We start from the raw sequence: 25,169 nt of genomic DNA on the forward strand, positions 1-25,169 counted from the left end.
CTCAAACAACATTCGCACACTCTCTCACCTTCAACCCTTGCGGGCTGGACTTGAAAGCGGCTGAGATTCTCACTCTAGTTGATATCTTAAGAAGATGTCAACTCGGGGTTAATCTCTCTGTCATCTTCAGGTCTTTGCGGTTAACCCGCCGTCCCTGTTGGCGACTTGAACTAAGTTACTCACCAACTCAGCATCTAACAAATCGCCAGGTCAGGACGGACAAATTGACGATCTACCTACTTGAGTAGCCGCACTCCTGCGAAGTTTTTCTTTCCGCGACGCAATACCAACCATGATCCGTGCAGAAGATCATCTTCTGCCGGCTCCCAGTCCTCGGCGGTGATTCGAACGTTGTTGACGTAGACGCCGCCCTCCTTGATTGATCGACGTGCAGCGCCCTTGGAATCGGCGAGCCCCGATCCCAGCAACAGATCTACGATGCTGCGTGGCTGTTCTGCTTCGATCTCAAGAATGTCGGTCTCTGATAGAGCCGATGCCAGCGTGGCCTCATCCAGATCAGTCAATTCTGCTCGCCCAAACAGTGCCTGAGCTGCCAGCTCGACCGCGGCAGTCGCAGCTTCACCATGTACGAGGTTGGTCATCTCTTGAGCCAAGCGCTTTTGTGCTTCTCGCTTGAAAGGCCGTTCAGCCACCTCAACGGCCAGTTGGTCGAGTTCTTCCTGAGTCAGGAAGGTAAACCACCGCAGGTAGCGGATGACATCGGCATCCGATGCGTTGATGAAATACTGGTACCAGGTGTAAGGACTGGTCATCTCAGGATCTAGCCAGAGGGAGCCACCACCGGTGGATTTTCCGAACTTCTTGCCCTCCGAGTCAGTGACCAGCGGGACGGTGAGTGCATGGACGGACTCGCCATCCATACGACGGTTGAGATCAACTCCGGCGACCAGGTTGCCCCACTGATCTCCGCCGCCGATCTGCAAGCTGCAGTCATATTCACGACGTAGCTGTACGAAGTCGTTGGCCTGCAACAGCATGTAGGAAAATTCAGTGTAGGAAATGCCATCATTTTCCAGACGACGTTTGACGGTATCCCGGGACAACATGGTGTTGAGCGAGAAGTGCTTGCCCACGTCACGCAAGAACGTGATCACGGACATGTCCTTGGTCCAGTCGTTGTTGTTGACCATCTGAGCTGCGTTATCTCCTTCAAAGGAGACAAACCGCTGGAGCTGCCCAGCGATCCGTTGCGACCAATCGGCGACAGTATCGGTAGAGTTCATCGTGCGCTCACCAACATCACGAGGATCGCCGATCATGCCGGTAGCACCGCCGGCTAGGACTAGGGGTCGGTGTCCGGCTTGCTGGAATCGACGCAACATCAGCAGCGGGACTAGGTGCCCGGCGTGGAGCGAGGGCCCCGTTGGGTCGAATCCGCAGTAGAGGGTGATCGGGCCAGCTTCGGTGGCCTCACGGAGGGAGTCGAGATCGGTGGACTGGTTGATTAGTCCGCGCCAGGACAGTTCTTCAATGATGCTCATATGGTGTTCAGGGATCCTCTGGAAATGTTCGGAATGGATTATTCGGCAGTAGCGGGCGGCCAGGTAATTGCTTCATCAATGAGCATCACTGGGATGCCATCATCGATGCGATAGGCGAGGCCGCAGCGCTCGTTTACCAGGACCTGCTGGTCCTCCAGATAGGTCAACGGGCCTTTGTCCTTGGGACAGGCCAGGACCTCCAACAGCTTCGGATCAAGACTCATGAGTGTGTATCCTACCCGCTTGTACCTTCGCCCGACCGGAGAGATCGGGCAATGAGAAAGCGGGTGGAGAGGATATCCTCTCCACCCGCTGAACTGTTTTCGTTTCAGATGACTTAGCTGCGTACCGGTTGTTGTGCCCACTCGCGGTAGCTGCTGACAGCCTCACTGACGCGATCGCGCTGTTCGCGTACTCGCACGCCAGCGGTACCGCCACGAGTCGACCTAGAAGCCACTGCCCCATCGATGGTCAGCACCTCACGGACTGCCGGGGTCAACCGCTTATCGACGCCGCTGAGCTCCTCGTCGCTGAGCTCAATCAGGCCTACTCCGCGGGCCTCCGCGATCCGGACGCAAGCGCCGGATGCCTCGTGTGCCTCGCGGAAGGGAACTCCTTGTCGAACCATCCACTCGGCCAAGTCGGTGGCCAGGGTGTATCCAGCGGGAGCAAGCTCCCGAAGGCGATCTTCATGGAAGGTCAAGGTGGAGATCAACCCGGTCATCGCCGGCAAAAGCAGGTTGAGCTGGGCCACCGAATCAACGATGGGTTCCTTGTCTTCCTGCAAATCCCGGTTATAGGCCAGCGGCTGCGCCTTGAGTGTGGCCATCAACCCAGTGAGGTTGCCAATCAACCGGCCAGTCTTGCCGCGGGTGAGCTCAGCAACATCTGGGTTTTTCTTTTGCGGCATAATCGACGAACCCGTCGACCACGCATCCGAAAGCGTGACGTAGCCAAACTCCGGGGTGCTCCAGGCGATGATCTCCTCGGACAAACGCGACATATCCACCGCAATCTGAGCGAGCACATAAGCGGTCTCGGCAGCGAAATCTCTCGAGGAGGTCGCATCGATGGAGTTATCGGCGGCCGAATCAAAGCCCAATTCCGCGGCGATAGCCTCAGGGTTGAGCTTGAGCGACGAACCCGCTAGAGCTCCGGAGCCGTAGGGAGACACAGCCAGGCGCTTATCCAAGTCGCGGATGCGCTCGACATCGCGCAGCAGCGGCTGCGCATGTGCCAGCAACTGATGAGCAAGCAACACCGGCTGCGCTGCTTGGAAATGGGTCTTGCCCGGCATGATCGCGTCCGGATGGGCAGCTGCCTGGCCCACGAGGGCGTCGATAAGCTCGGTGACACCTAGGGCGATGTCACGCACCGCGTCACGCACCCACATCCGAAATAGGGTCGCTACCTGGTCATTGCGCGAACGGCCAGCACGCAGGCGTCCGCCTACCTCTGGTCCCACGCGGTCAATCAAACCGCGTTCCATCGCACCATGGACATCCTCGTCACCCGGGTTGGGGCCGAAGCTGCCATCAGCGACGTCTGCGCCTAGCTGATCGAGTCCAGCCAGCATTGTTTCCAGATCAGCATCCGACAACAGATCAGCCGAATGCAGGACGCGGGCGTGTGCTTTGGAGGCAAGAACGTCATAAGGGGCCAATACCCAGTCGAAATGGGTAGACACACTCAGTGCGAACATCGCATCAGCAGGCCCGCCGGAAAACCGGCCACCCCACAATGCACCTTCGTTAGTTCCGTGCTGTTGCATGTTACTTGGACTCGCGGTCACGGCTGTTGGCGATCTTGGAAGACAGGCCGTGCAGCTCGACGAATCCCTTGGCCATGGTCTGGTCGAAGGTATCGCCGGTGTCATAGGTAGCCAGGTTGAAATCGTAGAGCGAGTGGCTGGAGCGACGACCGTTGACCACGATCGAACCTGCGTGCAGCACGAGGCGGATATCGCCGGTGACATGCTCCTGGGTGGAGTCAATGAAAGCATCCAGGGAGCGCTTGAGCGGTCCGAACCAGAGGCCGTCGTAGACCTCTTCAGACCAACGCCCATCGATCTGGCGCTTGTAACGTGCCAGCTCGCGCTCGACGGTGACATCCTCGAGTGCCTCGTGAGCGGCGATGAGCACCATCGCGCCCGGTGCCTCATAGATCTCGCGGGACTTGATGCCCACGAGGCGGTCCTCGACCATGTCCAAACGGCCTACGCCCTGAGCGCCGCCACGGCGGTTAAGCTCTTCGATCGCCTGCAAAACGGTGACCGGGCGGCCATCGATAGCGGTGGGCTTGCCGGATTCGAAGGAGATGATCAGCTCATCCGGGGCGTTACCCAGGGAAGGATCCTCGGTGTAGGAGTAGAGGTCCTTGGTCGGCGGGTTCCACAGGTCCTCCAGGAAACCGGTCTCAACAGCGCGGCCCCAGACGTTCTGGTCAATGGAGAAAGGCGACTTGGTCGACTGCTCGATCGGTAGGTCGATCTCCTCTGCGAAGGCAATAGCCTTGTCACGAGTCCAGGCGTAGTCGCGGGCCGGGGCGATGATCTCCAGGTCCGGGTTGGTGTTACGGAAGCCAACCTCGAACCGGACTTGGTCATTGCCCTTGCCGGTGCAGCCATGGGAGACGTGCGTGCCACCGTGCTCCTTGGCAGCCTCAACCAGGTGCTTGACGATCAGCGGGCGCGAAATCGCAGAGACCAGCGGGTACTGCTTCATGTACATGCCGTTGGCCTTGATGGCCGGCAGGCAGTATTCGTCAGCGAACTCATCCTTGGCGTCAATGACGATGGATTCCACAGCGCCACAGTCGAGGGCACGCTGGCGGACGGACTCCATGTCCTCGCCGCCCTGGCCCAGATCGAGAGAGACAGCGACGACCTCGCCGCCGGTCATCTTGGCCAGGTAAGGGATGGCGACGGAGGTGTCGAGTCCACCGGAGTATGCAAGTACGACGCGATCGGTCATGAGGTTCTCCTTAAATAAAAGTACTGGTGTTACTGGGAAAGAAAAGGTGAATCTGTAGCTGTGTTCTTATCAGGATACCGGGGTCCTAGCGGGAGGTAAGCAGCTCCCCTAGCTCTCGGCCACTCATCGGCTCACGAGCGAGCACGAAAATGGTGTCATCGCCGGCAATTGAGCCCACGACTTCTTCCAAGCCGACCCGATCAATAAAGCTAGCCAGATATTGTGCAGCCCCGGGCGGAGTGCGCAGCACTGCGGTGTTTCCAGACGCGTCCACCGATACCACCAAATCATCAAGCATCCGACGAAGTTTTTCTCGGGGCCCACTGAGCTGCTCAGCTAGTGCCTGCTCAACGTGTCCGACGGTGTAGTAGGAACGCCCGTCATCGGGCCGCACCTTCTTCGCTCCTAGCTCATCAAGGTCCCGGGAAAGGGTGGCCTGGGTGATGTCGAAACCCTCGTCTAGCAGCAGCTCGGAGAGTTGCACCTGACTATAAACCCTGGTCTTGGCCAATATTTCGAGGATTTTTGCTTGGCGTGCGGCGCGGGTGACTGGGATAGTCATCGCTGACCTGGCTGATGAGCAAGCAACCAGGTCATCAGCGCCTTCTGCGCATGCAAACGGTTTTCCGCCTCATCGAAGACCCTCGAGGCGGGTCCGTCAATGACCTCAGCGGTGACCTCATTGCCACGGTAGGCCGGCAGACAGTGGAGGAAGATTGCGTCCTCTCCTGCGGTTTCCATCAACTCCGTGGTGACTTGGTAGGGCAGGAAGGGCGTGCGGCGATCTTTGCCGTCATTTTCCTGGCCCATAGATACCCATGTATCGGTGATGACCACATCCGCGCCAGCCACTTCGGCAGTATCCGAGGTGACGGTGACAGTGGCACCAGTCTCGGCTGCGCGCTGCTGTGCCCGCTCAACGAACTCAGCTGCCGGCTGGAATCCGGCCGGGGAGATGATGGAAATATCCATCCCTGCGGTGGCAAAACCGATCATGTAGGAATTGGCCATATTGTTATTGCCATCGCCCAAATAGACTGCCTTCTTGCCTGCCAGGCCAGCTGGCCCCTGCTCTGGGCAGAGGTTTTCTACACAGGCTTGCAAGTCCGCGAGAATCTGGCAGGGGTGCAGATCATCCGAAAGCGCGTTAATGATCGGAGCCGAAGAGGTTTCCGCCATGGCATGGAAATTCGAGTGATCGTAGGTACGCCACACGATGGCTTCCACGTAGCGAGATAAAACTGCGGCGGTGTCCTGGTAGGTCTCGCCCTTACCCATTTGGGTCTTGCCAGAGTCCACAACGATTGCGTGACCGCCGAGGTGGGCAATGCCTGCGTCGAAAGAAAAGCGGGTTCGCGTCGAAGACTTATCAAAGAGCACTGCCACCGACAGCGGGCCTTCAAGAGGACGCTTCGACAGCGGGGCCTTCTTTAGCTCCGCGGCAAGCGAGAGCACCTCTGCCTGCTCGGCTTGGGTGAGGTCGTCATCGGCCAAGAAATGCCGGACGTTGGGCTTGATCATGAGGAAGACTCCTGAGAATGAAGTTCGGTGAGCAGGTTTTTCAGTGCGTCAGCAGCGATGGCGATTTCGGCGTCGCTGATGATCAATGGCGGAGTTAGCCGAATGACATCCGCGGCTGGAGCGTTGAGAATCAATCCGTGGTCGAAGCCGCCAGCAACTGCTGCTTTGGCAATCGGCTCATCGAGCACCACACCAAGCATTAGGCCACGTCCGCGGACCTCGCTGACTCCCGGAATCTCGCTGACTAGTTCAGCGAACTGGGCGCCCTTGCGAGTGACCTCAGCACAGAATTCATCGTCGATAATGCCCAGCACCGCGTTCGCTGCTGCACAAGCGACGGGGTTACCGCCAAAGGTGGTGCCATGAGCGCCTGGTGCAAAGAGCTCAGCAGCGCGGCCTCTAGCTAGGGTCGCTCCGATCGGGATGCCGCCACCAAGGCCTTTGGCCATGGTGATGACATCGGGAACGATTCCCTCGTGCTGATAAGCGAAGAAGTCTCCCGTACGCCCCACGCCGGTCTGGACTTCATCGACGATCATCAAAATTCCGTGCTCATCGCAGAGCTCACGAACGGCACGGAGAAAACCCTCCGGTGCCGGGATGACGCCCGTTTCACCCTGAATTGGCTCGAGGATGATGGCCGCGGTCTCTGCAGGGTTAACTGCCACGAGACTAGTGAGATAGTCAATATCGCCGTAGGGGTAAAACTCCACGCCACCGGGCAGCGGCTCAAAGGGCTTGCGCTTGGCCGGCTGGCCGGTCATAGCCAAAGAACCCATGGTTCGACCGTGGAAACCATCCACTGCGGCCAAGATCCGAGAACGCTTAGTCAAGCGTGCCAACTTGAACGCAGCTTCATTTGCCTCAGCGCCGGAATTGCAGAAGAACACTCGGGTCGAGTCATCGCCGACTTTGGCAACCAAGCTCGCGGCTGCGTCGACAACCGGGCTGCTGGCGAAGAGGTTGGACACATGTCCCAGAGTGCTAACTTGTGCCGTCACTGCTTCGATGATCGCTGGATGTGCGTGTCCAAGGGCATTGACCGCGATTCCGGCCAGCAGGTCAATATGACTACGTCCTGCGGCGTCGACGACTATCGCGCCCGAGCCGGAGACCAACTCAAGCGGCGGAGTGCCGTAGTTGTTCATGAGCACGTGGTTCCAATTGGATACAGAGTTATTCATTCGGGGCGTCCTTCCGGAATACCGTTCCCTCGGGGTAGTCCCCTCGGTCGTAGTTGTCGGGTAGCACCATCGTTCCGATACCGCCCATAGTCATGAGCTCGAGGATCACTGCATGAGAGATTCGTCCATCGATGACATGCGCTGCAGATACGCCACCGCTGACGGCTCTGAGGCAAGATTCCATCTTGGGGATCATGCCGGCATCTAGGTTAGGCAAAATGGCCTTGATTTCATTGGCCAAGATCTTCGACACCAAGGACTCGCGGTTGGGCCAATCGGTGTAGAGACCCTCAACGTTGGTCAGTACCACAAGGCGCTCAGCGCCGATGGCCTCAGCCAGAGCACCTGCTGCGATATCGGCATTGATGTTATAAACTTCGCCGTCCGCTCCTGGTGCGATGGTCGAGACCACGGGGATCCGGCCAGCTTCAATGATGTCCATAATGCCGTCTGCGTTGACGCTGGTGATGTCACCGACCAAGCCGATATCGGTAGGCACTCCGCCGATATCGACCAAGCGACGCTCTGCAGTAAACAGGCCAGCATCTTCACCAGAGGTACCCACCGCATAGGGGCCATAGGAGTTGATCAAACCGACCAAGTCGCGGCCAACTTGACCAAACAAGACCATGCGTACGATCTCCATGACCTCAGGGGTAGTAACCCGAAATCCCCCCTTAAACTCGCCTTCTAGGCCGACTCGTTTAAGCATCGAGGAAATCTGTGGCCCGCCACCGTGGACGACGACCGGCTTCGCGCCTACGGTGCGCAGGAAGACCATGTCAGCGGCAAATGCTGCTTTAAGATCCTCGTCGATCATGGCGTTGCCACCGTATTTAACCACGATGATTTTGTCGCGGAAATGCTGCAACCAGGGCAGCGCCTCGGCTAGCACATGCGCCCGCTCCTCGGAGCTAAGGTCTTTCATCAGATTCTGCATTCTGGTTGTCCTCCTTTAGCTGGAGTAGGCGGAGTTGATCTCCACATAGTCGTGGGACAGATCGGTGGTACGAACGGTTGCTCGTCCGGGGCCATCAATGCCGAGATGAACCAGAACGTCAATATCCGCTCCGCTGAGGTCAACCTCACGGGCGCCTGGGGTACCAGTGGTATCGACGCATACGGGCTGGCCGTTGAAATAGACGGAAATATGCTCGGGATCCATGTCCGCGTCAGCTACTCCGACGGCAGCAAGCACTCGACCCCAGTTGGGGTCTGAGCCAAACATCGCGCACTTGAACAGGCTGTCCCTAGCAAGGGTTCGAGCAGCATCCAAAGCTTGGATGTCAGTAGAGGTGCCCTCAACGGTGACTGCCACTCGCTTGGTCACGCCCTCGGCGTCGGCTTGCAGCTTGCTGGTCAGTTCTTGGCTTGCTGCTAGGACTGCGGCGTTGAGTTCTTCCTGAGTCGGACTGACTCCAGAGGCGCCAGAAGCCAGGAGGAATACGGTGTCATTGGTTGAGGTAGAACCATCAATATCGAGGGTGTCGAAGGTGACCCGAGTAGCTGCCCGCAACGCGGTGTCTAGCATCTCCGGAGTGGCGGAAGCATCGGTGGTAAAGCACACCAGCATGGTGGCCAAAGACGGGGACATCATTCCCACACCCTTGCCCATTCCACCCAGGCTCCAACCATTGCCTTGGACCAAGATCTCTTTCTTCACCAAATCGGTGGTCATGATGGCTTCAGCAGCCACCCCACCGTTGTCTCCCAAGTCGGTCGCTAACTTATCGATGCCCGCGCGCAGCTTGCCCATGGGCAGTAGCTCCCCGATCAGTCCGGTGGAGCAGATACCCACGTCCGAAGGACTCAAATCCAGGAGCTCTGCCACTTGGTGCTGCAGCTCGGCAGCATCAAGATCTCCTTGTCGGCCGTTACAGGCATTGGCATTACCGGCGTTGTAGAGCACTGCTTTGACCTGGCCATCAGCGATTGCTTGGCGAGAGAGCTTCACCGGGGAGGCAACTACACGGTTGCGGGTGAATACCGCTGCGGCATGGAACTCTGGTCCAGTGTTGACGACCAATGCCATGTCGGGGTTGCCGGAGGGTTTGATGCCGGCGGTGAGTGCCGCGGCAGTAAATCCGGCTGGGGCGGTGATTCCAGTGGTGCTCATAATGGTTTTGAGAGCTTTCTATGGGTGAGAGGGAGCTAGATCAGGGGGCGACGGCAGCTTGTGGGAGTCCGGCGATCTCCGGCCACCCTAGGGAGAGATTCATACACTGGAGAGCCGCGCCACCGGTTCCCTTAGTTAAATTGTCAATCGCTGAAGTCATCAGCAACCGACCAGATCGCATATCTACTTCAACCTGGACATGGCACATATTGGAGCCAACCACATTCTGTGTTTGCGGTTGCTGACCTTCTGGGAGCAAGTGAACAAACGGTTCATCTTGGTAGAACGCCCGGTAGGTCTCGTAGGCAGCGTCTTGGGTAACCCCAGCGGCTAATGGAGCGGTGATAGTGGTGAGAATCCCGCGCGGTAGCGGAGCCAGGACCGGAGTGAAGCTCACGGTGATCTCTTCATCGGTGACCTCAGCGAGATTCTGGGTAATTTCCGGGGTGTGTCGATGCTTACCTGCGGTGTTATAAGCCTTGAGATTGCCCATTACCTCGGAGCCAAGCAGTCCCACGGCAGCTTTCTTACCGGCTCCGGATACTCCGGTGATGGAGACCACTGCAAGATCTGGCACCACGAGTGCTGCAGCAACGGCAGGAAGTGATGCCAGAGTTGCACCGGTGGGGAAACAACCAGGCACCGCGATCCGCTTGGCGCCTTGTAGCTGCTCGCGGTGACCCGGCATCTCCGGAATGCCATAAGGCCAGTTCCCAGCGTGTTCACCGCCGTAGTAGTGCTCCCACTCCCCTGCGTCCTGCAGGCGGAAATCCGCCGCACAGTCAATAACGACGGTCTCTGGGTTGCGGTCGGCCAAAGCCTGACCGATCGCTGCAGAATGACCGTGCGGAAGGGCTAGGAAAACGACGTCATTGTCTCCCAGGATTTCCGGAGTGGTGTCCTCGACAATTCGGTGGGCTAACTGCGGCAGATGCGGAAGCAAATCAGCCACAGAAGCGCCAGCTGAGGACCCCGCGGTCAGCGAACCAATCTGGAGGTCCCCGGACAGGTAAGAGGGATGCCCCAAGAGCAAACGCAGGATTTCTCCACCTGCGTATCCTGAGGCACCGGCTATTGCAACCTTGATCGTCATGTCGGACACTCTAGCAATTATGCATCAGAATGAAAAGTATGCACGCCGGAAATCTCTAAGATCTTCCAAAAGTTCTATCGCTCCGCGCCCAGCCTCAGTACCCCTCGCGCAGAGCTAGTAGTTAAGTCTCCAGTGCCAAGACACTCGATCTGAATTCGATCATTCTGGTGCCAGAGCGCTGAAATGGGCCGACCGATATCCGGCCGACCCAGCTACTAGCTACCTTATTCTCCCGAAAATCAGGAGCGCAGCTCAGCTCCGAGCTGCTCGCTGGCTAGCTCAGCGGCAGCCAGCCGACATACATTGGCTTCCTCATCGGTCAAAGTTCGGTCATTGGCACGGAACAACAGTGCAAACGCCAGAGACTTACGGCCCTGCCCAAGGGACTCTGAACGGTAGACATCGAATAGTTCGACGGACTCGAGCAACTGGCCCGCGCCCTCCTCAACTACTCGACGCACGGTCTCTGCCGGCACTGCCTCATCAACCACCAAGGCGATGTCCTGATGCAAAGCCGGGAACGAGGACAATACCGGTGCTGGGAAACGCTCAACTAGCGGCACTGCAGTGACGTTAAGCTCCATCGCACAGGTTCGAGCAGGCAAACCAAGTGCTTCAAGGACCTGTGGGTGCAGCTCACCGGCGTAGCCAACAACTTGGCCGTCGACACTCAATGCAGCGCAGCGACCTGGATGCCACGGAAGCGACTGTCCAGCGGAAACCTCGATCTCCACGTCTGCTGCTCGGGCCACAACTCGTGCGGACTCGATGGCATCGGCAAAGGTATAACTACGTCCCTTACCCCACGGTCCCTCGAACTCGATGGCGCCAGTTCCGACGGTAGCTACGTGCAGTGGCTGGTAGGGCAAAGATTCCAAGAGCTCATTCACGGTCTCCTCATCGGGGCGCTGAGCCACCGAAGGCATCGGAGAGGCTGCTGCTTTGGTGAACGAGACCTGCTGAAGTCCGAAGAGAGAGACGTCATGTCGACCACGAGCAACATTGCGGGCCAAAGCATCAAGCATTGAGGGCAGCAAGGTGGTCCCCAGGACCGCACGATCACTCTCCAGGGGATTCTGGACGGCGACTACTCGACGGCGCTCATCTTCAGCTGACAAACCCCAAGCATCGAAGGTGTCATTGTTGATAAATGGGCTAGGCAGGATCTCGGCATAGCCGTTGTAGGCCAATGAGTGGCCGATTGCCCTGCGGCGTCGCTGAGCAGGGGTCAAGCCGCGGCCTCCCACCGGAGTCGGAAGGACCAATGGGATATCTTCTAGACCCTCTAACCGCAGGACTTCCTCAACCAGGTCCGCAGGCATAGTCAAATCAGAACGCCACGTCGGCGGTGTCACACTCAGGAGCTCTCCAGAGCGCTCAACCAGACAACCAACCTCTTCCAGGCGAGCAATAACTGTCTCCGCGGAGTACTCCACACCGGCGAGCTCAGAAGGCTTAGTCACCCGCATCTCGATGCTGGGCATAGCCGGCACGTCACCAACCAAGGTACGAGCGGGCGAGATCGTACCGCCAGCGATATCTACCAGCAGCGCGCACGCCAAGTCCAGCGCAACCTCAACGATCGCCGGGTCTACTCCGCGTTCGAAACGACGGGAAGCCTCTGAGCTGAGCTTGTGGCGCCGCGAGGTCCGTGCCACGGTGATCGGATCCCAGGTAGCGGCCTCAAGAAAGACCTCGGTGGTGGAATCAGAGATTTCTGAGCGGGTACCGCCCATGACACCAGCCAACGACTGGATGCCATTGTCATCGCAAATAACGACGTCGCCAGCATCAAGCGTGCGCTTAACGTGATCCAAAGTCTCGAAAATCTCGCCAGCTTCAGCATTCCTCACGTTCAAGCCACCAGCAATAGCTGTGGCGTCAAAAGCGTGCATCGGCTGGCCCAGCAACAGCATGACGTAGTTGGTCACATCGGTAGCAGCATTAACCGGACGCTGACCTGAGAGCATCAGCTCGCGCTGCAACCAGAAGGGGGAATCAACATTGGGATCAATTCCGGTTACCTTGCGCAATCCGAACCGGATGGCCTTGGTCTCTGGTTTTAGCTCTACCGAGAGCAGCTCTGAACTCGGGGCAGGAACCTCGGATAGGTCATGCCCAGCGGCAGCCGGGTTCTGAGCGATATCGGTGTAGTCCAGGCCAAAAGCTGAAGCCAACTCACGGCTCAATCCCCTGGCAGAGAGTGCATAGCCGCGATCCGGGGTGATATTGACGTCGAACACAGTGTCTGAGAGACCCAACACCTCGCGCGCGTCATCGCCCGGCTTGCCAGCAGAAGGATCAAGCGTGATGATGCCGGAGTTTTGTTTGTCGCTCAGACCCAATTCGGCGGCTGAGCAGATCATGCCGTCTGAAATATGGTCGTAGGTCTTTCGCGCCGCAATCTTGAAACCGCCGGGCAGCTCTGCACCAGGCAGAGAGACCACCACGGTGTCACCCTCAGCGAAGTTTCGAGCACCACACACAATGCCCTGCAGCTCGCCGGTGCCATTGGCCTCGCCGACGTTAACCTTGCAGTAGCGAATTGGCTTCTTGAAGCTCGTGAGCTCTTCGATATTGTCGACCACACCAATGACCAGCGGGCCAGTGGATTCTGGGATGGCCTCGAAACCTTCGGTCTCGAAGCCAACGCGTACGAAACCAGCGTCGAGTTCAGCGGAGCAAACTCTGAAATCGGGGTTGGTGTGGCGCAGCAGTCCGGTCACCCAGTTCTGAGCGATAAGCATGAAAAATGATCTCCTTGTCGGTCGAACTGGTCAATTACTTGCTGATGCCGAAGGGCAGAGTAAAGCGGGCATCGCCCTCCACCATGTCGCGCATATCGGATAGTCCGTTGCGGAATTGCAAAGTGCGCTCCAAGCCCATGCCGAAGGCAAAGCCGGTGTAGATTTCCGGGTCCACGCCTACTGCACGCAGGACATTCGGGTTGACCATGCCGCAGCCGCCCCATTCGATCCAGCCAGCGCCACCCTTTTTATTGGGGAACCACACATCAACCTCGGCTGAAGGCTCCGTGAAGGGGAAGTAATTCGCCCGCATGCGGGTCTTGGTCTCCGGACCGAACAAGGTCTTAGCCAAGTGGTCAAGAGTACCGCGCAGGTGCGCCATGGTCAGTCCCTTATCCACTGCCAATCCCTCTACCTGGTGAAACACCGGAGTATGGGTAGCATCAAGCTCGTCGGTGCGGAATACCCGACCCGGGCAAGCAATATAGACCGGCACGTCACGATCAAGCATCGTGCGAATCTGCACCGGCGAGGTATGGGTGCGTAGTACCTGGCGCGAGCCAGCCTCACCGACGTGGAAGGTGTCTTGCAGCGTACGGGCCGGGTGATCTGGCAAGAAGTTCAGCGCGTCAAAGTTGAAGTACTCAGCCTCGACCTCAGGACCATCTTCAATTTCCCAGCCCATACCGAGGAAGATATCCGAGATGGTCTCCATCAAGGAGGTAATCGGATGAAGCGCACCAGCCTGGGCGCGGGTGGTGGGCACAGTAACGTCAACGGCTTCCGTCACCAATTGTGCCGCACGATGTTCGGCCTCTAAGCGAGCTGCGACTTCTGCGTAGTGCTTCTCGACGCGCCCGCGAGCCATGTTGACCAACCGTCCGGCGTCCTTGCGCTCTGCCTTGGGCAGAGTGCCTAAAGAGCGCCTAGCCTGCGGAATAGCAGCCTCATCGCCCAAGTGGTCGCGGCGAGCGGCGGCCAGTGATTCGAGATCCGTGGCTGCGTCGAATGCGGCGACGGCCGTCTCTGCAGCGGCGGTCAGGCCCGCCTCGGTCAGTTCAATTCCAGGAGTCTCAGACACGTGGCCCTACCCAAACCCTTCCATAGTGTGGACGCAAACCTAACCCGTACAGCATACCCGGATCAGTTACGATCCCTTTCCCGGGCCTGTGCCTGCGCTTTGGCGGATTCATAGAGGCAGATCGATGCGGCGGTAGCCAGGTTTAGAGATTCAGCTCGTCCCCGGATCGGGATGCGAATCCGGTGATCGGCTTCTGCTAACAGCTCTGGTCCTAGACCATGCGCTTCATTGCCAAAAAGCCAAGCTGTAGGGCGTTCTAGGAGCTCATCAGCATCATCGAGATCAATCTCTCCGTCGGCAGCAGTCGCCAGAATGGTCAGACCGGCCTTGCGCAACTGACCAAGAACGTCGCGCACCCCGGTATTGCGGGCGACGGGAAGGTGGAACAGTGACCCAGCCGATGAACGGGCAGCTTTTCCTGACTGGGGATCGACGGTTTCTCCGGCGAATACGACAGCATCAGCACCCATGGCATCAGCAACTCTGATCAGGGTTCCGGCGTTGCCAGGCTCGGAAGTCTCCACCGGGACAGAAACCAGTTGTGGTCTCCCCTGCAGTGCCTTACCGACCGTCCACAACACCGGTTCGCAAACTGCGAACAGGCCGGTAGTGGTGACAGTGTCAGACAGGGACCGAGACGCACCTTCAGTGATCGGATGTACGTAGACCCCGAGATGTCCAGCAGTGGTAACAATCTCGGCGAATCGTGATGCGGCGGCTTCAGTGACAAAAAGGTCCTGAGCCGCACCGGTGGCCACCGCCGCTTCTACAGCGTTTGCCCCCTCCACCAGGAAGGCTTTCGCCTTCTTCCTCGCTGCCCCCCGATGAAGCTTGGCAGCATTGACGATGCGAGGGGTGCGTTCGGTGAAGGCGTCTTCAAAATTTAGCGGCATGGGCACAACAGTACCCAGCTACTACTTCAGTGGAATGCCTCGGGAGTCACGTCCAAGGGAACCACTACGAAGCAGGATAAAAATGAAATCTATAAATGCCCAGATGCCGACTACCGCTAGGAAAACAAAACCGATGAGAAGAATTGCGGTAATCCACCCGATGACAGTCAGTGCCAACTGGATAGCACCTTTCGAGGTGTAGCCAAGATAGAAGTTGTGCACCCCAAGAGTGCCAAAGAAGAAGGCTAATAATGCGGCAACTACCCAGGACTTCTGATCCACTATTCCGTGTGCGTACATGGCCTGCGGAGTGGAGGCCTGGTAGATCGGCTGCGGAGTTTGAGCCTGATACATCGGCTGAGAGGTCGGTGCTTGATAGATGGGTTGTGGATTCGACGTAGGTGCCGGTGCGATCGGCAGTCCATCTTTGTCATACTGAGTGAACTGGTTGGGATCGGGATAGGTCATGAGTGCAACTCCTGCGAGAATCGGCCAAAAAGTCCACTCGATCGAGCGGTTGAGCAATCTTATCAGAACCCACCAACACCAACATCGATCTTTCGAAATGCAAAACCCCCGACACGCAGTCAATGCGTAGTCGGGGGAAGCAAGGTAGAAGCCAAAAACTAGGCGGCAACCCGGGGAGCGTTAACGTCAGCCGGCAGAGCAGCCTTGGCTGCTTCGCACAGTGCGGAGAAGGCACCAAAGTCATTGACAGCCAGCTCGGCGAGCATCTTACGGTCAACCTCGATCTCAGCCAGGCGCAGGCCGTGGATGAGGCGGTTGTAGGTGATGTCGTTCATGCGGGCAGCGGCGTTGATGCGCTGGATCCACAGCTTGCGGAACTCGGACTTACGCTGCCGGCGATCGCGGTAGGCGTAGGTCATGGAGTGCAGCCACTGCTCTTTTGCCTTGCGGTAAAGGCGGGAGCGCTGGCCGCGGTAGCCCTTGGCGGACTTGAGGATTGCGCGACGCTTCTTCTTGGCGTTAACTGACCGCTTGACACGTGCCACGGTGATACTTCCTTAAATGCTTATGAGAGATGTGTGGAGGGCAGGCGGCCTGAATTAGGCCTTGCCGAGGAGGCGCTTGATGCGCTTGACGTCGGCCGGGGCAACGTCTTTGGTGCCCTTCAGGCGACGGGTGCGGGTGGAGGGCTTGCCCTCGAGAAGGTGACGACGGCCAGCCTGCTCGCGGCGCAGCTTGCCGGAGCCGGTGATCTTCACGCGCTTAGCGGTGCCCTTGTGGGTCTTCTGCTTCATGAGATGTAAGTCCTTAAAATCCCGGTTGGTGGTTGCTACTTCTTGCCCTTGCGCAAGGGGCCCATGACCATGGTCATGTTTCGGCCGTCTTGTTTTGGTCGCATCTCGACGGTGCCGTAGTCTACGACGTCGTTGGCCAGTCGTTCCAAGAGCCGGTAACCCAGCTCGGGGCGAGACTGTTCACGGCCGCGGAACATGATGGTTACCTTGACCTTGGATCCCTTCTCCAGGAAGCGGATCACGTTGCCCTTTTTCGTCTCATAGTCGTGGTCATCGATCTTCGGGCGGAACTTCTGTTCCTTGACCACAGTCTGCTGCTGGTTCTTACGAGACTCGCGAGCCTTCTGTGCCGCCTCGTACTTGAACTTTCCGTAATCCATGATCTTGGCGACCGGCGGCTTTGCAGTCGGGGCAACCTCGACTAGGTCGAGATCTGCATCGAAGGCAAGTTTGCGGGCATCGTCAGTGCGGACGATGCCGACCTGCTCACCATTCGGACCGACAAGACGGACCTCGGGAACTCGGATACGCTCATTAATTCGAGCTTCAGCGCTGATGTGTGACTCCTCTACTAAACGGGGGTTTCGTGATCTATACCTTGCCACCCGCGGAAGAATCATTCCCGAGATCAAAAAACCCGCCTGCCGATTACCGGCATGCGGGAGATCTCAAAAGTTAGAACACAGACCGAAACGGTTTCTGCATCCTACGATTGACCTGTGTCCATCCGAAAAATCGGCGGCATGAGGTGGGATAATCTCCGCTTGTGGCCCGAGCCCCTGGAGTGGCACTTCGGGCGGTAGTGAGATCACCTTAACAGACCCCTCACTTCAGCGCCAAATCGTGGTTCTATTCGACACAGTTGATGCCTGAGCCAAGCAGCCCACTCTCAAGAAGAACACTCAATCCTTGCCCTAGCTCTTGGATCATGGCCTCTGCCGTCTCTGGAGTGTTATCACCCGGATGAGCGATCACTGCCAAGCCAAGTGCACCGTCTAGCGTCTGTACCGAACCGAATTGCCGGTAGGTATAGATGTCGTCAGTCTCTTGACCCCAACCGCTCTTGAAGTGTGCTTCCGGAATAAGTCCGAGACCGATGTCTTGCCACTCGACTATCCGACCCATTGCGTCATAGGTTGTTCCGACGGTATCAAGGCAAGAAAGATTAGTGGCAAACTGCGCTTGATCGGCCAAAAGCCAATGAGTCTCCCCCATCAGCTCTTCCAGTTCCGGTACATAGGGCAATTCAGTCTGATCGACTTGTAACCGAAGCAGATAGGCCGCGTCATTATCAGAAACAGTGATCGCAGCCTCTATTAGCTCGGGATCTGCCAACCCTGCGGCATCCGCGGTGATCGCGACTGGAACCTTGATAGTTGACCAAGCATCAGAGTCACCTAGGTCGCCCACTTGGACTACTCCATCGGCCCCGGCCACAGCAATACCAACGGTGCCACCATGAACGGCTTCGATGTCGTTGATAAGCCTCGTGAGGTTTTCTTCGACCGGTAGGACAGCTGTTTGCTGAGCCTGTTCGGTGAAAGTCTGTACCGGCGGAAGTTCCGCATCAAGACTCGCTTCAGCGCATCCTGCCAGCAAGTTAAGTGACCCAGCAAGAGCCATCACCCGCCAGAGAATGCGTGTTTTTCTGTTCATTTATAGGAACAATACAACCGAGAACTGTGAAATCTAGGAGTCGATTCCTGAGACTCTCTCGAGCACAACCACTGCGTTGTCTCCGCCGCGGCAGATGAAAGAGCTCTCATCCTCTGGCTCGCACCGCATATCATAGTCCTGACCAGTGACGGGACTAGTTGCTCGAATCTCCTGAGCTAAGGAACTGGAAGCCATCGGAGCCATGGCTCGCCCGACCGCCTCTGCAAATCCACAGCTAGTTTCCACACTTCCCCGATATATGTGCCAGCTTTGGCTACTTAAACAAAGGTCAAGATCTTCTGCGACCTCAACTGCGGTCTCCGGGACCACTGACGCACTCAATGGTATTGATTCCGGCGCAGAGCTTTCTGAAACAGCTGGGCTCTGCACCGACGCTATTGGTGTCTGCTGCGATCCGCCGAAGACGGTATTAAAGAGGCTGAGCCCTAGCGCTACTACTCCGACTACCAGCAGTAGGAAAAGCACCAACGCCAATCCAGAGCGCTTCCGCGTCGGAGGTTGGACAGAAAACTCGATGGTCTCTGGCTCTGAGCGAGAGGGTGTCCCGTGCAAGCTCATATTCGGGTTCTCCTCATATCGGATGGTCTTGCTTGGTGACTATATCCGAGACACTTTGGCCCCTCGAACAATCTAAGCTGATCTCATGGATCACAGACATCAAGAGTCCATGGACCTGCGGATCGCGCTCGCTAGGATTGAAGCTGCCGAAGTCGCGCTTTCCGATGCCCATCGCAGTCTGTCCGATGTCATCTCCCGCGAGGATGCTCCGACTCCGAAACCCGTCGTCGCCTCGGTGGACATTACTGATGCCACCCCGACGGAAGTGGTGGCATCAGTTGCATCAGCTACATCTGTGCCGTCTGCTGAAGTCCAGGACCATCCGACGGCCGTCGCCGCTCCAGCCACAGCTGAACCTGGCCACCGATTGAAAGCTCCAGTGTCCATGGAAACCAAGGTGCTGCGAGTCATCGCTGTCCTAGGCACATTAATCACCGTCGCCGGAGTGGGCTTCGTTGTGAACTTGGCGATTCAGCAGGGACTACTTGGTCCCTTAGCTCGAGTGCTGATGGCGATAGCTTTGTCGATGCTGCTGTTGGGAGCGGCACTCTGGCTCGAAAAATACCGAGGACACTCGGCCGGCGTCGGTGCACTAGCCGTAACTTCTTTGCTGATTTCAGTTCTGGTGGTCTATTCCTTGGTGAGGATCTTAGACTGGTGGTCAGAAATAGCCGGAACCATCGCATTGTTTGCAGTGTGGCTAGCCTATTTGATGCTGGCCAAGCAAAGGCACTGGTGGATCGTCATGACAGGCATGGGAGTCGTGGCAATCCCTATCGTCGATGGATTTCTACTTCCAGAAGTTCCAGCCACCTGGCCGGTCGCGCTACTGCCCCTCATTCTCTTAGGTTTTACCTTCCGCACCAAGTACCCCGTACCCCGAATTATCGTGGCGATCGCATCCCTACTCCTCCAAGCTCAGCTTTTGTCCTGGATGGACACGGACTTCCGTAACACCGGGATCATCATCGCTGTGGTCACGGCCCTGGCCTTCGCGACAGTTTCCCTATCCGACAGCCAAGATCTTCGGACCGGTCGATTCACGGGCGTGATCACCCCCATGCTGTTGCTATTGCTCTCAGCCGTTGCAGCCTCTGGGCCGAAATATCTCAATTCACCCGGAGATTCCCTCGTGGTCTGGTTGCTCATCCCAGCGATGATTGGACTCATCGCCCTTGGTCATTTCTACCGTCATTCGAATCACCCGAAGACCAAACAACTAGCACGAATCCTCGAATTAGTTTCATGGTGCGCCACCGCGGTGACTTTCCTCATTGTCTGGCTGCTGAGTCCGCCGCTAGGAGCCGAAGAACGGACCAATGCCACCGTGGTCGTAGTCCTATTTTTCCTCGCTGCTTCGGTGACTATTGTGTGGTTGTCGCGACATCCGGTCTCTCAGAACAAAGCGCTACCCTGGTTGTTTTGGATGGGGGCTGCACTGATCATCACGTTCAGTCTGGGACACAATGTCCTAGCTGGAACTCCACTCTGGTTAACAGACCAAGTCGCATTGCTACAGGCGCTGCTGATCACGCTATTCCTGGGTGTTTTAGTATCTCATCAGCGGGTGATCTCCGAATTTGATACTTGGATTCAGATCGTGTTTGCCGTGCTAGGACTCTATTTGTCCATGATCGCGATAGTCACCGCCAGTACGTGGGCGGGAAACGTGCTGGGCGGTTCCAACGGCATGTGGCTGGGCTATTTCATCGGCCATGCGACGGTCTCGGTGCTGTGGATGGCCATGGCAGCTTGGATACTCTTGGCGCCAAGCACTCTCTCGGACCGAGTTTCCTTGGGCGCTGGGGTGGTATTGGCAGCAGCTGGCGTGATCAAACTAGTGTTCTTTGATTTAGAGGCGCTAGACGGTCTCCCCCGAGCGGTCGCTTTCTTGGCCTCCGGGCTAGCGCTGCTGGCTATGGCTTCTCTACGTTCTCGAAGAAAAGCTCAGAGCACCTCAGCCAAGAACTGACCGGTATAAGACCCGGATACCTTTGCTACGTCTTCTGGGGTGCCTTCCGCAACGAGGAGACCACCACCAGAACCGCCTTCCGGACCCATATCGATTACCCAGTCGGCTGCCTTGATCACATCCAGATTGTGCTCAATGACCAACACCGAGTTGCCCTTGTTCACCAACCCCTGGATGACCAACATCAGCTTTCGAATGTCCTCAAAATGAAGGCCAGTGGTCGGCTCATCGAGGATATAGACGGTTCGGCCATTCGATCGTTTCTGCAGTTCGGCAGCTAGTTTCACTCGTTGTGCCTCGCCACCAGAAAGTGTGGTGGCAGATTGTCCAAGCCGGACATATCCCAGTCCGACCTCGACCAAGGTATTCAAGTAGCGATGGATTGAGCTGATCGGTTCGAAAAACTCTGCAGCCTCAGAGATCGGCATATTCAATACCTCTGAGATGTTCTTTCCCTTGTACTTAACCTCAAGAGTCTCCCGGTTGTAGCGGGCCCCCTCACAGACCTCACAAGGGACAAAAACATCTGGCAAAAAGTTCATCTCAATCTTCAACGTGCCATCGCCCTGGCAAGCCTCGCAGCGACCACCCTTGACGTTGAAAGAGAAACGTCCAGCTTTATATCCACGAACTTTCGCCTCAGTGGTCTCGGCAAAGAGCTTGCGCACCTTATCGAAGACCCCCGTATAAGTCGCGGCATTCGACCGCGGCGTACGACCAATAGGTGATTGATCAACCTGGACGAGTTTGTCCAAGTGCTCGATACCGTCGACTCGCTTGGCTCGGCCAGGAACACGCCTGGCTTTATTGAGCTGGTTAGCCAGGGTTTTAGCCAGAATCTGATTGATCAAGGTGGATTTACCAGAACCAGAGACACCGGTAATGCAGCACAAGACACCGAGTGGAATCGCCACATCGATGCCTCGAAGATTGTTCTCTCTGGCACCAACCACACGCAATTGTCGTGCCGGATCAATCGAGCGACGCTGATCGGGCACTCCTAGTGCTTTTCGCCCGGACAAGTAGGCACCGGTCAGGGAATCCTCGCACGCCAATAAGCCCTCTGGGTTGCCTTGGTAGATGACTTCACCACCGAACTCGCCGGCTCGGGGTCCGACATCAACAACCCAATCGGAAGCATTGATGGTCTCTTCATCATGCTCCACGACAATCAGGGTGTTGCCGATGTCACGCAAGCGTTGCAGCGTAGCGATTAACCGCTGATTGTCGCGCTGGTGCAAACCGATCGAGGGTTCGTCGAGGACGTAGAGGACCCCGGCCAAGCCAGAGCCAATCTGAGTAGCTAGGCGGATGCGTTGAGCCTCGCCACCAGAAAGCGTCCCAGCAGCGCGATCGAGAGTGAGATAAGACAGCCCCACATCGAGCAAAAACTGCAGCCGGGCTTGAATCTCTTTAAGCACTGCCCCTGCGATGACCAATTCCTTTTTCCCCAGCACCAAGCTGTCAAGGAACTCACGAGCATCCATAATCGACAGACTCGTCAGTCCAGCAATGGACTGTTGACCATGGGTGGTTGACGCCAGCCGCACCGCGAGGATCTCTGGTTTCAGCCTGGCTCCCTGGCAGGTCGGGCAGGCAACCTCTCGGGTGTAGGCGAGGTAGCGTTCCTTCGACCACTCCGATTCCACTTGATCAATCTTGCGGTGGAGATAGCCCATTACCCCTTCAAAAGGAGCGCTCCAATTGCGGACCCGCCCATAGCGGTTTTTATAGCGCACGGCGACCTCGGTGCTGGTGCCATGAACCAGTGCTTTACGTTGCGCCGCAGTCAACTCCGAAAAAGGAGCCTTTGGGTCAAAGTCGAGAGCTCCGGCGAGTCCCTCAATGAGCTTTTCAAAGTAGCTGCTGTTGGGGCTTGAATTCCAGGGTTGAACCGCGTGGATAACTGGCGCGTCTGGATCCGGGATGATCAGATCAATATCAACTTCTGCCCGGGTACCGATTCCATCGCATACTGGGCACGCACCATAAGGAGAGTTAAAAGAAAACGCCCGCGGCTCCAACTCATCAACATTGAGGCTATGCCCATTAGGGCACGATAGCCGTTCCGAAAAACTGATATAGCGGGCTGGATCGTTCTCGGCTTTGCTGACAAATTCCAGGGCTACCACGCCATCGGCAAGCTTTAATGCCGTCTCCACTGAGTCAGTCAGTCGCTGCTTCTGGGTCGGTTTAACCTGTAGACGATCAACAACGACATCAATATCGTGTTTGATCTGCTTTTTTAGAGTCGGAGGTTCGGAGAGCTGGTAGACCTGCCCATCGACTCGGATTCGGGAATACCCCTGCGATGCTAGGTCAGCAAATAGATCAACGAACTCACCTTTTCGCGTCCGGACCACCGGGGCGAGGATCTGAAATTTCAGCCCCTCCTCCATCGCCAAGACTTGGTCAACAATCTGCTGAGGGGTCTGTCGCTGCACCGGAGCGTCACACTCTGGACAGTGCGCAGTACCGGCACGTGCGAACAGCAGTCGAAGATAGTCGTAGATTTCCGTGATAGTGCCCACGGTCGACCGAGGGTTGCGGTTGGTGGATTTTTGATCGATGGACACTGATGGAGACAATCCATCAATGAAATCGACGTCCGGTTTGTCCAGCTGCCCAAGGAACATACGAGCATAAGAGCTCAATGACTCCATATAGCGCCGCTGCCCCTCAGCGAAGATGGTGTCGAAGGCCAAGGAGGATTTTCCAGATCCGGATAGACCAGTGAATACGACCATCTTGTCGCGGGGCAGATCGATATCCACACTCTTGAGATTGTGTTCGCGTGCTCCGCGCACTACGAGGCGATCAGCCACTTTGTCCAGCCCTTCATCAGCATCAGTCGCCGGTGTCACCGGCAGGCATCAAGTCTCGAACATACCAACGAGAGCGCATCCAGCGCTACCCTAGAAACCATGACTCATGACCTCTCGCTGCACCAGATCTCCGTCTCAGAGATGGACAACAACTGCTACCTCATCGTCGCAGGACAACAGGCACTGCTTATCGACGCCGCCGCTGATGCCCCCGCTATCGCAGACATGGCACAGGCTGCTGGGGCCACCATCACCGCGGTATTGACCACCCATCGACACGCTGATCACTATCAGGCCCTAGTCGAGGTCTTGAAGGAGACCGGTGCGCAGCACTACGCCACCTTCTTAGACTCTCCGGCACTACCGGCCGCTGTCGATATTGAGCTCCACCACGGCGACTCCATTGAATTCGCTGGCTATAGCTTTCCCATCGCTGTGCTGCGCGGACATACCCCAGGAGGGGCTGCCCTGGCCGCCGAGATTGATGGAACCACTCACCTATTTGTAGGAGATAGCCTCTTTCCCGGCGGGCTCGGTAAAACTTCCTCCGAAAACGACTTCGTCCGCCTATTCAAGGACGTCTCCAAGCGGATCTTCGATGTCTACTCAGATGATTCCATCGTGCACCCAGGACATGGCAAAGACACCACGATCGGAGCTGAGCGCCCCCACCTAGCACAGTGGTGGGAACGTCGTTGGTAGAGATTCGTCGCTAAGGTGGAACCTAGATACAGATACCGCACTATCCCCCAAGGAGCCGTCATGATCCGAAAGATCGCCCGCCCGATGATCGCGTCCGTCTACATCGCCGATGGGGCGGATACCCTCATCAACACCAGCGAGCACGTCGATGGTGCGCAGGCCCTTCTCCGCCAGGTACGTGTGGTCCTGCCGCGCCAGTGCGCACGCAATCTTCCTACTGACCCCGAACTGATTGTGCGCTCTCTTGGTCTGGCCAAGGTCGGCGCCGGTTCCACCCTCGCGGTCGGATTCTTCCCTCGTGTCTCGGCCACCGTGCTTGCCGCCGCTGCGATCCCCACGATGCTCAGCCGGCACTCTTTCTGGGAAACCCAAGACACCGAGGAGCGCGCCGCACGTCGTTCCGGTTTCCTCACCAGCTTCGCTCTTCTTGGTGGCCTGATGATCACCTCGATGGATACCGAAGGCAAGCCAGGTCTGCGCTGGCGCGCGCACAAGGCTGCGGAAGTCACCAGTGACAAAGTCCAAGCGGCGCTTCCTACTAAGGATGAGCCAGAGAAGTTCGCTGACAGCGCTAAGAGCTGGTTCGAAGATACTTCTGACAAGGTCTCCAATTACGCGACCTTGGCTCAGGATTACGTCCACGAGAATAAGGACGAATGGATCGATTCCGCTAGCACCTCCGCGGCAGTCGCTTCCGCTTCTGCTACTGATGCTGCCCACAAGGTCACTGATTATGTTCATGAGCATAAGGATGACTGGCTGACGCTGGCTCGGGACCATGCTGCCCATGCCCGCAAGGAAGTAGTCAAGGCTGCAGCACAGACTCAGGAGTTAGCAGACCAAGCTCTGGCCGCTGCTGACCAAAAGGCTGGCATCGGCGCAAAGAAGGCTCGCAAGCATGCCGATAAGCTGCAGTCGCGTGCAGACAAGGCGTTGGTTAAGGCGCAAAAGCAGATCGGAACCAACTTCAACCGCTAGTCGGTCGGAGTAGCTGCGCTAGACTAATAGTTTTCGTATCTGGTGACGCGGAAGGTATTAGGAGGCAGCGACGTGAAGGATAAATC

At 57.2% G+C, this 25,169-nt stretch carries 23 protein-coding genes; 3 read left to right on the top strand and 20 right to left on the bottom strand.

From position 1 onward, the window contains the following. Positions 1 to 236 precede the first annotated feature (236 nt). The 19 genes from tyrS to C5L39_RS10730 all read right to left on the bottom strand — a co-directional run bounded on the left by tyrS (position 237) and on the right by C5L39_RS10730 (position 18,606). Positions 237 to 1,502, bottom strand: coding sequence for a tyrosine--tRNA ligase (gene tyrS, locus C5L39_RS07100; protein ID WP_123048216.1), 1,266 nt, complete (start codon positions 1,500 to 1,502; stop codon positions 237 to 239). 38 nt (positions 1,503 to 1,540) lie between these two features. After that, positions 1,541 to 1,726 (bottom strand): Trm112 family protein, encoded by a 186-nt coding sequence (locus C5L39_RS07105; protein WP_123048217.1) that lies wholly within the window; start codon positions 1,724 to 1,726, stop codon positions 1,541 to 1,543. A 113-nt stretch (positions 1,727 to 1,839) separates the two neighbouring features. Continuing rightward, positions 1,840 to 3,273 (bottom strand): argininosuccinate lyase, encoded by a 1,434-nt coding sequence (gene argH / locus C5L39_RS07110; protein ID WP_123048218.1) that lies wholly within the window; start codon positions 3,271 to 3,273, stop codon positions 1,840 to 1,842. A gap of 1 nt (position 3,274) precedes the next feature. After that, positions 3,275 to 4,474 (bottom strand): argininosuccinate synthase, encoded by a 1,200-nt coding sequence (locus C5L39_RS07115; RefSeq protein WP_123048219.1) that lies wholly within the window; start codon positions 4,472 to 4,474, stop codon positions 3,275 to 3,277. An 85-nt stretch (positions 4,475 to 4,559) separates the two neighbouring features. Further along, on the bottom strand, positions 4,560 to 5,036 hold the full coding sequence (locus C5L39_RS07120; protein WP_123048220.1) for an arginine repressor: 477 nt from the start codon (positions 5,034 to 5,036) through the stop codon (positions 4,560 to 4,562). Then, positions 5,033 to 5,995 (bottom strand): ornithine carbamoyltransferase, encoded by a 963-nt coding sequence (argF, locus tag C5L39_RS07125; RefSeq protein ID WP_123048221.1) that lies wholly within the window; start codon positions 5,993 to 5,995, stop codon positions 5,033 to 5,035. The genes C5L39_RS07120 and argF overlap by 4 nt, the downstream gene beginning before the upstream one ends. Next, positions 5,992 to 7,179, bottom strand: a complete 1,188-nt coding sequence (locus tag C5L39_RS07130; RefSeq protein WP_123048222.1) for an acetylornithine transaminase — start codon at positions 7,177 to 7,179, stop codon at positions 5,992 to 5,994. Before C5L39_RS07130 ends, argF begins: the two co-directional genes overlap by 4 nt. After that, positions 7,172 to 8,119 (bottom strand): acetylglutamate kinase, encoded by a 948-nt coding sequence (argB, locus tag C5L39_RS07135; protein WP_123048223.1) that lies wholly within the window; start codon positions 8,117 to 8,119, stop codon positions 7,172 to 7,174. Before argB ends, C5L39_RS07130 begins: the two co-directional genes overlap by 8 nt. 15 nt (positions 8,120 to 8,134) lie before the next feature. Further along, positions 8,135 to 9,295, bottom strand: coding sequence for a bifunctional glutamate N-acetyltransferase/amino-acid acetyltransferase ArgJ (gene argJ / locus C5L39_RS07140; protein ID WP_123048224.1), 1,161 nt, complete (start codon positions 9,293 to 9,295; stop codon positions 8,135 to 8,137). A 40-nt stretch (positions 9,296 to 9,335) separates the two neighbouring features. Then, positions 9,336 to 10,388, bottom strand: a complete 1,053-nt coding sequence (gene argC / locus C5L39_RS07145) for an N-acetyl-gamma-glutamyl-phosphate reductase (protein WP_123048225.1) — start codon at positions 10,386 to 10,388, stop codon at positions 9,336 to 9,338. Between the two features lie 239 nt (positions 10,389 to 10,627). Then, complete coding sequence (gene pheT / locus C5L39_RS07150; RefSeq protein WP_123048226.1) at positions 10,628 to 13,135, bottom strand: phenylalanine--tRNA ligase subunit beta; 2,508 nt, start codon at positions 13,133 to 13,135, stop codon at positions 10,628 to 10,630. Positions 13,136 to 13,169: 34 nt separating this feature from the next. Then, positions 13,170 to 14,216, bottom strand: coding sequence for a phenylalanine--tRNA ligase subunit alpha (pheS, locus tag C5L39_RS07155; protein ID WP_123048227.1), 1,047 nt, complete (start codon positions 14,214 to 14,216; stop codon positions 13,170 to 13,172). A gap of 62 nt (positions 14,217 to 14,278) precedes the next feature. Next, the gene (locus C5L39_RS07160; RefSeq protein WP_123048228.1) at positions 14,279 to 15,109 is read right to left on the bottom strand and encodes a TrmH family RNA methyltransferase; all 831 of its coding nucleotides are present in this window, start codon (positions 15,107 to 15,109) and stop codon (positions 14,279 to 14,281) included. A gap of 21 nt (positions 15,110 to 15,130) precedes the next feature. Further along, a complete protein-coding gene (locus tag C5L39_RS07165; protein ID WP_123048229.1) occupies positions 15,131 to 15,577 on the bottom strand; it encodes a TM2 domain-containing protein in 447 nt (148 codons plus the stop codon). A gap of 158 nt (positions 15,578 to 15,735) precedes the next feature. Beyond that, positions 15,736 to 16,122 carry a 50S ribosomal protein L20 gene (gene rplT / locus C5L39_RS07170; RefSeq protein WP_123048230.1) on the bottom strand — a complete coding sequence of 129 codons (387 nt, stop codon included), beginning with the start codon at positions 16,120 to 16,122 and terminating at the stop codon, positions 15,736 to 15,738. Between the two features lie 54 nt (positions 16,123 to 16,176). Continuing rightward, positions 16,177 to 16,371 (bottom strand): 50S ribosomal protein L35, encoded by a 195-nt coding sequence (rpmI, locus tag C5L39_RS07175; protein WP_123048231.1) that lies wholly within the window; start codon positions 16,369 to 16,371, stop codon positions 16,177 to 16,179. Positions 16,372 to 16,406: 35 nt separating this feature from the next. Then, positions 16,407 to 16,976: a translation initiation factor IF-3 gene (infC, locus tag C5L39_RS07180; RefSeq protein WP_245974929.1), complete on the bottom strand. Its 570-nt coding sequence runs from the start codon at positions 16,974 to 16,976 to the stop codon at positions 16,407 to 16,409. Between the two features lie 244 nt (positions 16,977 to 17,220). Next, complete coding sequence (locus C5L39_RS07185) at positions 17,221 to 18,027, bottom strand: hypothetical protein (RefSeq protein WP_126268743.1); 807 nt, start codon at positions 18,025 to 18,027, stop codon at positions 17,221 to 17,223. A 33-nt stretch (positions 18,028 to 18,060) separates the two neighbouring features. Then, positions 18,061 to 18,606: a hypothetical protein gene (locus C5L39_RS10730; RefSeq protein WP_165858007.1), complete on the bottom strand. Its 546-nt coding sequence runs from the start codon at positions 18,604 to 18,606 to the stop codon at positions 18,061 to 18,063. A gap of 85 nt (positions 18,607 to 18,691) precedes the next feature. On the opposite strand from C5L39_RS10730, the gene C5L39_RS07190 reads away from it, so the two are divergent. Beyond that, positions 18,692 to 20,578: a DUF2339 domain-containing protein gene (locus tag C5L39_RS07190; RefSeq protein WP_123048234.1), complete on the top strand. Its 1,887-nt coding sequence runs from the start codon at positions 18,692 to 18,694 to the stop codon at positions 20,576 to 20,578. Here the strand turns inward: C5L39_RS07190 and uvrA are convergent. Beyond that, complete coding sequence (gene uvrA, locus C5L39_RS07195) at positions 20,554 to 23,403, bottom strand: excinuclease ABC subunit UvrA (RefSeq protein WP_123048585.1); 2,850 nt, start codon at positions 23,401 to 23,403, stop codon at positions 20,554 to 20,556. The genes C5L39_RS07190 and uvrA overlap by 25 nt on opposite strands. Before the next feature lie 99 nt (positions 23,404 to 23,502). Here uvrA and C5L39_RS07200 point away from each other — a divergent pair, with 99 nt between their 5' ends. Continuing rightward, positions 23,503 to 24,105 (top strand): MBL fold metallo-hydrolase, encoded by a 603-nt coding sequence (locus C5L39_RS07200; protein ID WP_123048235.1) that lies wholly within the window; start codon positions 23,503 to 23,505, stop codon positions 24,103 to 24,105. A 60-nt stretch (positions 24,106 to 24,165) separates the two neighbouring features. Next, entirely contained in the window at positions 24,166 to 25,083 is a 918-nt protein-coding gene (locus C5L39_RS07205; protein WP_123048236.1) for a DoxX family protein, read from the top strand. Positions 25,084 to 25,169 lie beyond the last annotated feature (86 nt).

Origin of the sequence: Corynebacterium alimapuense, assembly GCF_003716585.1 — a bacterium.
GTDB classification, from domain to species: domain Bacteria; phylum Actinomycetota; class Actinomycetes; order Mycobacteriales; family Mycobacteriaceae; genus Corynebacterium; species Corynebacterium alimapuense.